This window comes from Brevundimonas sp. (assembly GCF_004210735.1).
In the GTDB taxonomy this organism is placed as follows: Bacteria; Pseudomonadota; Alphaproteobacteria; order Caulobacterales; family Caulobacteraceae; genus Brevundimonas.
In genome coordinates this window covers 1-1,245 of the sequence record NZ_SDZL01000140.1, presented here as the reverse complement: position 1 = coordinate 1,245, position 1,245 = coordinate 1, and the positions used below count along the sequence as shown (strand labels likewise).

The 1,245-nt window shown below is 67.3% G+C and carries 1 protein-coding gene; it reads right to left on the bottom strand.

The genetic code is table 11. The features are described 5' to 3' along the window. Positions 1–1,154: acetyl-CoA C-acetyltransferase (locus EON91_RS14460; protein WP_292096111.1), on the bottom strand; the 1,154-nt coding region annotated here is incomplete at its 3' end. Between the last annotated feature and the right edge of the window lie 91 nt (positions 1,155–1,245).

Below are 1,245 nucleotides of genomic sequence, written 5' to 3'. Positions count from 1 at the left end.
GTCTCGAGGCCGTAGCGCACTTCACGGCGCTGCATCTCGTTCATCAGGTTGGCGAGGATACGGCCGCCGGTTGCGCCGATCGGGTGACCGAGCGAAATGCCCGAGCCGTTGACGTTCAGCTTGTCGGCGTCGTTCCAGTTCCAGCCTTTCAGCACGGCCAGAACCTGCGGGGCGAAGGCTTCGTTGAGCTCGACGAGGTCGATGTCTTTCCACGACAGGCCCGTACGCGCGAACAGGCGCTCGACGGCCGGCACCGGGCCGATGCCCATGCGCGACGGCTCGACGCCGGCGGCAGCCCAGCCCGTGAACCAGCCGATCGGCTCGAGGCCGAGTTCTTCCAGCTTGTCTTCGGCAACAACGAGGCAGGCAGCAGCGGCATCGTTCTGTTGCGAGGCGTTGCCCGCAGTCACGACGCCGCCCTTTTCAATGGCTTTCAGCGTGCCGAGCGATTGCGCGGTCGCATCGCCGCGAACGCCTTCGTCCTGCTTGAAGATGACCGGATCGCCCTTTCTCTGCGGGACGGACACCGGCACGAGTTCGTTGTCGAACTTGCCTTCCTTCCACGCGGCGGCGGCGCGCTGGTGGCTGCGCGCGGCGTACTCGTCGCAGGCTTCGCGCGGGATCTGATAATCCTTGGCCAGGTTCTCCGCCGTCTCGATCATGCCGGTGATGACGCCGAAGCGCGAGATCGGCTGCGACATCAGGCGGCCGCGCTGCAGGCGGTCGTGCATGGTCACCGAACCGGCACGGGCGCCGCCACGCATGTCGGTCGAATAGTATTCGACGTTGGTCATGCTCTCGGCGCCGCCGGCGACCACGACATCCGCCGCGCCCGTCTGCACAAACATGGCGGCTTCGACGACCGACTGCAGCCCCGAGCCGCAGCGGCGATCCAGCTGATAGCCGGGTACAGAGATCGGGTAACCAGCCGCCAGCGACGCCCAGCGGCCGATGGCCGGAGCCTCGCCCGAGGCGTAGCCCTGCGCGAAGATCACGTCGTCGATGCGCTCCGGGTCGATCTTGGTGCGCTCGACCAGCGCCTTCAGCACCACCGCACCCAGCTCGCCTGCGGTCATCGACCCCAGCGCGCCCTGGAATTTGCCCACAGCCGTGCGGATCGGGCTGACGATGGCGGCGCGGCGAAGCTTGGTCATGGGCGGCGTATCCGAGGCTGGCCCTAAAGGGCGGGTGTTGAATCGCGGCGCACCATAGCGGCGTCTTGCGCGACGGCAACCTTTGCAGCCC